Genomic DNA, 5,804 nt, shown 5'->3' on the forward strand with positions numbered 1-5,804 from the left:
TTAAGCCGATATTGTTCTTCATCTTTTCATCGTCCACATCACCAGAGTTTTGTGTAACGAAGTAAACAGCAGCGTTCATGGAGCGTCCAGCACGAATCAGCTTGTTAGACAATGCTTTCCCCTGTGCCACCTGTAGGAACGTCCACGCCTCGTCCAAGTCCACCATCTTAAAAATGCTCCTGTCGGAATGGATAAAATCAAGGGCAAAGGTACTAATGACAATCAGCATAGCCACGGACAATAATTCCATTGTGGTGTATTCTTCAAACTTCGTGTCCTTATCCGGCAACACAAGGTCTGCCACCTGTATGATGTTGAGCTGCCTGTTTAAACTGATGGACTGCTCCACATCACCGTCCGAGAATAAAAGGTGTGCAAAGTCATAATCGGTCATGCTCTCGATATGGTCTGCGATATTTTCTGCCACAGGAGAATCGTCTTTCCTTAATTTATCAACGACACGGAGCAGTCCTCGTTTTTTGCTCTGTGTCACGGAACGGATTGCACGCCTTAATACAGGGAACTTCTCACCGTCACGGGACGAAATACCTGTAAGGAATGTCAGAATGTCGATTGCCAGACTTTCAGCGTCCTTTGTTCGCTTCATAATCACATACGGGTCAAGAAGTCCTCTGTTTTTGTCCTCACTGGTGAGATTAACTATCTTGATTTCCTGTGCAATGTCGGGTATCGTTTCCTGCCAGTTACCACGCTCTGATTTTGGGTCTACAATGACCGCTTTTCCTCCAAACAGCACCGCATAATAGATGATAAGGTTGTTACAGAAAGACTTCCCACCACCGAGCGAACCGAGAAAAGCAGCCGCAAGAGCATTTGTCACAGAACCTTTTACGCCCTGTGCTGCAAGGCTAGGTTTTAGATAGACGTTCTTTCCTGTATCAAGGTTATAGCCGATATAGATACCGTCCGTTTCCCCAAGCTGCTGTGTCGCACCGAAGCCAAGTCCGGCGAGAAAGTCCGAAGTGACGTATTGGATATAATCATTGATATATCTTTTGCTGGACGGGATAAACTCACCATGCAACCCCAACATATCACCGAATGGGCGAACCAGCTTGACGTTCAAATCATCATAGAAATCTTTGACTTCATCACAGCGGCGTTTCAATTCTTCCAGAGTGTCAGCTGCCACACGGATAACGTAGGATAATTTATACATGGATTCTTTGGACTGGTCTAAATTTGTTTCCAGTTCATTCACCGAATCCAGAGCGTCCATGACGTTACTTCCCGTTTCGTTGTTGGATTCCCAAGCATGATTATCCAAGTCTTTCAGCTCTTTCTTTTTATTCCTAACAGTCGTCAGAGCCTTTTTGTTGGTGACGATTTCCACATTCATAGAAGTGGAAACGGGGAACGTGAATTGCTGTTGCTGATAATAAAATATCTCGCTTGACGGAAAATCCAGCTCACCCACGATATTGTTAATCGTGAAGTAGGCAACAAAAGTTGTCTGATCTTCACGCTCAATCTTTAGGTATCGCTGGTTTTCTTCAATCATGCAGCGTGTCGGACGGATAAGGTCATATCGCTTCACCAGTGTTTCACGCTTTAACTTTTTTATCGGGAGGTCATAACTGTAATCACTGTAGGCAACGCCGGTATTCCCGTAGATATGTTCCAAGAGGTAGCCGAAGTCGTTCTTATCTAGTCTGCGGAACTGAAAGCGGCGTGAGATTTTGCTTTCCAAGAGTTTTTCCATCTTTAGGAAACGGTTGATTTCATCATTACTCATGGAAACGAAGTCACCCATCAGCTTGTGATTGACTTCATAGATAAAATCCGCAAAGGTCATAGCTGCTGATTTTCGCATACCCTTGAAGCTGATTTCTTCCTCATTTACCAGCAGCTTGAAGCCAAGAAAAAAGCGGTAGTCAATCTGATTTTCACCAATCATCTCAACCAACGCTTCTGTCTGTTCATCTACCTTTTTACAGGCAATCTCTTTTAATCTGCCTGTGATTCCCTTTTTGGAACGCTCCTGTACTGCACGCAGGCTGTCCTCTGTGGCAATCTGTAGGGCATGGATTTTTCCGTCACGGTTCTGGGCGATAAGCTGACGGAAGTTGTCATGCACCATGTATTTTTCTTCTGGTGACAGGAACGAATAATTGTAAGGTGTCAGCTCATAGTAGGCAAAGCACTCACCGTCATGGTTGAACACCAGATTGTTTTCTATGTACTTAATCGGGAACATACATCACACTCCTAACTGCGGTCACGCTTGTATTGAATTTCTGATTTTTCAGTTTGATAGCTTTTCCTGCATAGGTCACTTTTGGTCGGAGGAAAAAGCTCACACAGGATTTTAGGAATCCAAAAGGCTTTTTTCCGTCAAAGGTCTTTTGCGATACAAACCAAGTGAACGCCACAGGGATTCCAAAGTATTTGAGAAATGCACCGTCAATCATGTTAAAGGGCGGTAGCTCCCCAAAGAGAATCACCACAAACAGCGACACCACGAACCAAGCCATCTGACTGAATGTGAGCGGGAACGGGAGTTGAAAGTCGTTGATTGCATAAATGACTTTTTCCACGCTCCATATGCTTGTATAGCTTTTGATTTTCTTCAATTTTCACAGCTCCTTTCTGTTCTAAAATGGAAACAGCAGCCTATGTTTCAAGGCTGCTGCAAAAAAATAACCAGTGTCATTTCACTGGCAGATAAAAAATATTCAGTTGTAATTGTTAATACGGACATTCAAACACGCCATGATTGGTGACGACAAAACACCCCTCTAAATCAAGGTCACGCCCGTAGGCTTCATAGTCTATGTAACTGCGGATTCTGTCTGGTATCTCACCCAGACTTTGACATTCATCTATGAAGTAATAGGCAACGTCTGTCATATCGTCACAATCGGGATAATGGATAATATCGTCTGCATGTTCGCACAAATCTTCCAAGCTACTGTAATAGCCTAGCAGTTCCGATAATTCGTCCTGTATGTCTTCTGGTAAGTCCTCCACCATTTCACACAGGCGGTTGACTTCCTCAATGGGTGTGTACTCGTCAATCTCAAAGGGTAGCTCATAATCATGGATTGCGTATTCTTCGTATCTGTCATTCAAGCCGATACGTTCTGCCATCTCGTCATAATCAACGGGCGGCGTAAACCACGCACCCACAAGCTCACCCTCGTTGTATTTCCCAAGATTGGCGATATAGATTCGCATTTCTTCGATACCACATCACCCCTTTACTGATAGCGGAATACGCCGCTTGTGGTAAATAAGTATCTGTCGTCCATTTCCAGCTCACTACCATAGGAGTGATAGTCGATATGTTTCAACAGTTCGTGAGGAATCTCACCAAAAACATATTCTTCACGGATAAGGTATTCTGCCAGAGCTGCACCGTCACCCACATCATAGTAGCGTATCTCGTCCTTGTGGTCGATAAATTCCTCGAAGCTGGAAAACCATTTCTGCTGAATGGCTTTCATTTCATTGCCGATAGGCGTACCCTCCAATTCCAGCACCATGCGGCAGTTGGCGTTGATTTCCCAAAGTAGCATATCACTGTGTAAGTCAAAGGGCAGCTCATAGTCTGCAATCTCAATCTGTTCTTCATGTTCCACACCGATTTTTTCTCGGATTTCCTCAAAGTCCACAGGGCAGTTGAACCAAGCACCAGAATATTCTTCGTCACCCTCACGATACGGTTTTGTATTATTTAACAAGTAAACTCGCATTTCCTGCATGGTCTGTCACTTCCTTTCATCATATCCAGTATTCCCATTATAACAGCATAATCTACACCAAACACATAATGAGAAAACTTTTCTAACTGTTCTTTAGGATATTGAAGAGGTATCTGTCGTTTGATTTCTTCCCATACCTCACGCTTGCGGTAAGGCAGGTCGGAAACATCATTACAGCCGATATAATCTTTCATATCCTCAAAAATATCTGTTTTCATGTTGTCCTCCAATCTAAAAATTTTGTATAAAAAAAGCAGCAAACCTATTATGATTTACTGCTAATTCATTTTAATAAAATTTTTGCCTTAATTCATCATCATTGTTAATTCTCTGAATAACCCACGGTTGCAAAAAGAATTGAATTTGAGGGTCTAACATATCTACCAAATGAGTTTGTCCTGCTGGTGTAATAATTTGCAGGTGTTGTAACTCAATTACCAATCCATTATTATAAGGAAGTGGCAATGTATGTGTTGGTTCATTGATAAACTCCCGAATCACAATAACTTGTTCTGGTGTCATTCTTTTAAGATATTTTGTTTGTGCTTCAACCAATTTTTTTGATGAATGCTTATCATAAAAGTAATGATATATTTTACTAACTATAAGAACTATTAGTATAGCAGTTGAAACGACAAAAATAATACCTATTGTAAATCCATATTTATCACGAAACTCTGTCATATATAGCCTTTTAGCCAACTGGTCTGGCAATAGTAATAATGCTCCGCTTGCAATAGACAAAGCTCCTAGAATATTAGGCGGTAATTTTAAGAAATCAATAAAATCTTTCATAATCATTCCTCCGCAATTCATTAAATTACAACAAATTATAACATCTTGCGGAGGATATAACAATATGATTACGCCCCGATAATCTTATTGAATAACTGTAACAGTACGTCTTTCACGCCAGCGGCATTGAATACCAGACCGACAGCGATTAAGGCAATCACCAGAAAGCCAATAAGTTTGGAAAACTCACGCTTGAAACCGAGATACACCCCGATAACAGCGATTGCCATAAGCACAAGTGACTGTGCATTGGATAAAAACCAGTTGTATAAGTTCTGTCCGAAATTCATTATTTCTCACCTCTTTTCCATGTTTCCATATCTCTGTCAAACTGGCTGCCAGCCCGTACCAGACACATTGTAACCACTCCGATACCTGCACCAAGAGATACTAAAAATAAATCAAATAAGATATGTTTCATGTTGTCATTCCTCCTTGTTGATGATTTCCTCTGTAGAAGTTGTCTGCTGTTCAATCAGTTTCTTGTGACGCTCCGTGAGCTTCGCATGGTCTAAAATATCTTTGAGATAGGTCGTACCGTTGGTACTGTCTATCTGCTGCAAGACTTTCCATGTGGGAGCTACCTGTCTGCTTATCCAGTTGAGCGTCCGAGTGAGCGTATACGGTTCTGGTTTGGTCGTCAGTTTCAAACGCCCACGATCAGAACCGATAAGTACGCCCATTTCTCATTGGTTTTCCATTCGCTGCGTCTTTTCTCCACCTCCTTGTCAGCGAACCGCATATAACGGTTGATAATGTCAAAAGCGGTACGCTCTGCGTCATGGTAGGTCAGCAGGTCACGCACCGCATAATAGGCTCGCTCATTTTTCAGCCGGATTTCAAAACGGTTCTTGATTTTCGTATCTTCAATCGGAATATCGTATTTCACATACTGCTCATAGTCCTTTTCATAGATACAGAAATAAACCTCTGATTTGAGCGAACCGATATAAAGCGTATTTCCCATTCCGTATCTGTCCTGTTCATTGCTTCTCACCAGCTCACCGCTGCGGTAACTCTTGAAGCTGCGGAATACGGAAATACATTCTTCACGGTTGCATTTCTCTGTCAGCTCTGAAATATCCAAGATTCCTGCCATATCGTTGATGGCAAGGTCAAGACGTTTCATCACACCTCCTTCCACCAGAGCGTCCATGAGAAAGTCATACCAGCTCCTATGCTGTGCCAGCAGATAACTTTCCATCTGCCGACAGCCTTTGCCTTTCAGCTCCAGCAGTGTGCCTTTCTCTTTATCGGGTGATGTCAGCACGAACACATCACCAA

At 42.5% G+C, this 5,804-nt stretch carries 8 protein-coding genes and 1 pseudogene; all 9 read right to left on the reverse strand.

Features of this window, described 5'->3' with window-relative positions; genetic code table 11:
- Nucleotides 1-2,218 (reverse strand): conjugal transfer ATPase TcpF (tcpF, locus tag AC075L_RS06140; RefSeq protein ID WP_476387360.1); only part of this gene is annotated, 2,218 nt, incomplete at its 3' end.
- Nucleotides 2,205-2,594: a conjugal transfer protein gene (locus tag AC075L_RS06145; RefSeq protein WP_021865983.1), complete on the reverse strand. Its 390-nt coding sequence runs from the start codon at nucleotides 2,592-2,594 to the stop codon at nucleotides 2,205-2,207. The genes AC075L_RS06145 and tcpF, both read right to left, overlap by 14 nt.
- A 115-nt stretch (nucleotides 2,595-2,709) precedes the next feature.
- Nucleotides 2,710-3,198, reverse strand: a complete 489-nt coding sequence (locus AC075L_RS06150) for an antirestriction protein ArdA (RefSeq protein ID WP_118207718.1) — start codon at nucleotides 3,196-3,198, stop codon at nucleotides 2,710-2,712.
- A 23-nt stretch (nucleotides 3,199-3,221) separates the two neighbouring features.
- Complete coding sequence (locus tag AC075L_RS06155; protein WP_270389867.1) at nucleotides 3,222-3,716, reverse strand: antirestriction protein ArdA; 495 nt, start codon at nucleotides 3,714-3,716, stop codon at nucleotides 3,222-3,224.
- On the reverse strand, nucleotides 3,698-3,943 hold the full coding sequence (locus AC075L_RS06160) for a hypothetical protein (RefSeq protein ID WP_015541086.1): 246 nt from the start codon (nucleotides 3,941-3,943) through the stop codon (nucleotides 3,698-3,700). Before AC075L_RS06160 ends, AC075L_RS06155 begins: the two co-directional genes overlap by 19 nt.
- A 70-nt stretch (nucleotides 3,944-4,013) precedes the next feature.
- The gene (locus AC075L_RS06165) at nucleotides 4,014-4,520 is read right to left on the reverse strand and encodes a superinfection exclusion B family protein (RefSeq protein ID WP_015541085.1); all 507 of its coding nucleotides are present in this window, start codon (nucleotides 4,518-4,520) and stop codon (nucleotides 4,014-4,016) included.
- Between the two features lie 68 nt (nucleotides 4,521-4,588).
- A complete protein-coding gene (locus AC075L_RS06170) occupies nucleotides 4,589-4,810 on the reverse strand; it encodes a hypothetical protein (protein ID WP_005363222.1) in 222 nt (73 codons plus the stop codon).
- The gene (locus tag AC075L_RS06175) at nucleotides 4,810-4,941 is read right to left on the reverse strand and encodes a DUF3789 domain-containing protein (RefSeq protein ID WP_117690402.1); all 132 of its coding nucleotides are present in this window, start codon (nucleotides 4,939-4,941) and stop codon (nucleotides 4,810-4,812) included. The genes AC075L_RS06170 and AC075L_RS06175 overlap by 1 nt, the downstream gene beginning before the upstream one ends.
- Nucleotides 4,942-4,945: 4 nt before the next feature.
- Nucleotides 4,946-5,804, reverse strand: a pseudogene (locus AC075L_RS06180) (replication initiation factor domain-containing protein); the annotation flags it as partial.

This window comes from Blautia sp. ZXY-1-B12 (assembly GCF_056339915.1).